The 377-nt window shown below is 50.4% G+C and carries 1 rRNA gene; it reads right to left on the bottom strand.

The features are described from left to right. A 16S ribosomal RNA gene (locus PV403_RS25020) occupies positions 1-317 on the bottom strand; the annotation flags it as partial. Positions 318-377: the final 60 nt, after the last annotated feature.

The raw sequence follows: 377 nt of genomic DNA, 5'->3' as shown, positions 1-377 counted from the left end.
ATCACCCTCTCAGGTCGGCTACGCATCGTCGCCTTGGTAGGCCTTTACCCCACCAACTAGCTAATGCGCCGCAGGCCCATCCATAAGTGACAGATTGCTCCGTCTTTCTTTCTTCTCTCATGCGAGAGAAGAACCTATCCGGTATTAGCTACCGTTTCCGGTAGTTATCCCAGTCTTATGGGCAGGTTGCCTACGTGTTACTCACCCGTCCGCCGCTAACTCTCAGGAGAGCAAGCTCTCCATCAAGTCCGCTCGACTTGCATGTATTAGGCACGCCGCCAGCGTTCGTCCTGAGCCAGGATCAAACTCTCCAATAAAGTTATTGAAAAGAGCGATAAGCTCATTTAGAAAATGCTGACGAGAACTTAAAGTTCTCT

It is taken from the genome of Paenibacillus sp. GYB006 (assembly GCF_036577645.1).
In the GTDB taxonomy this organism is placed as follows: domain Bacteria; phylum Bacillota; class Bacilli; order Paenibacillales; family Paenibacillaceae; genus Paenibacillus.
Note: the sequence above shows the minus strand (reverse complement) of the source record. Positions and strands in the feature narration are given on the sequence as shown.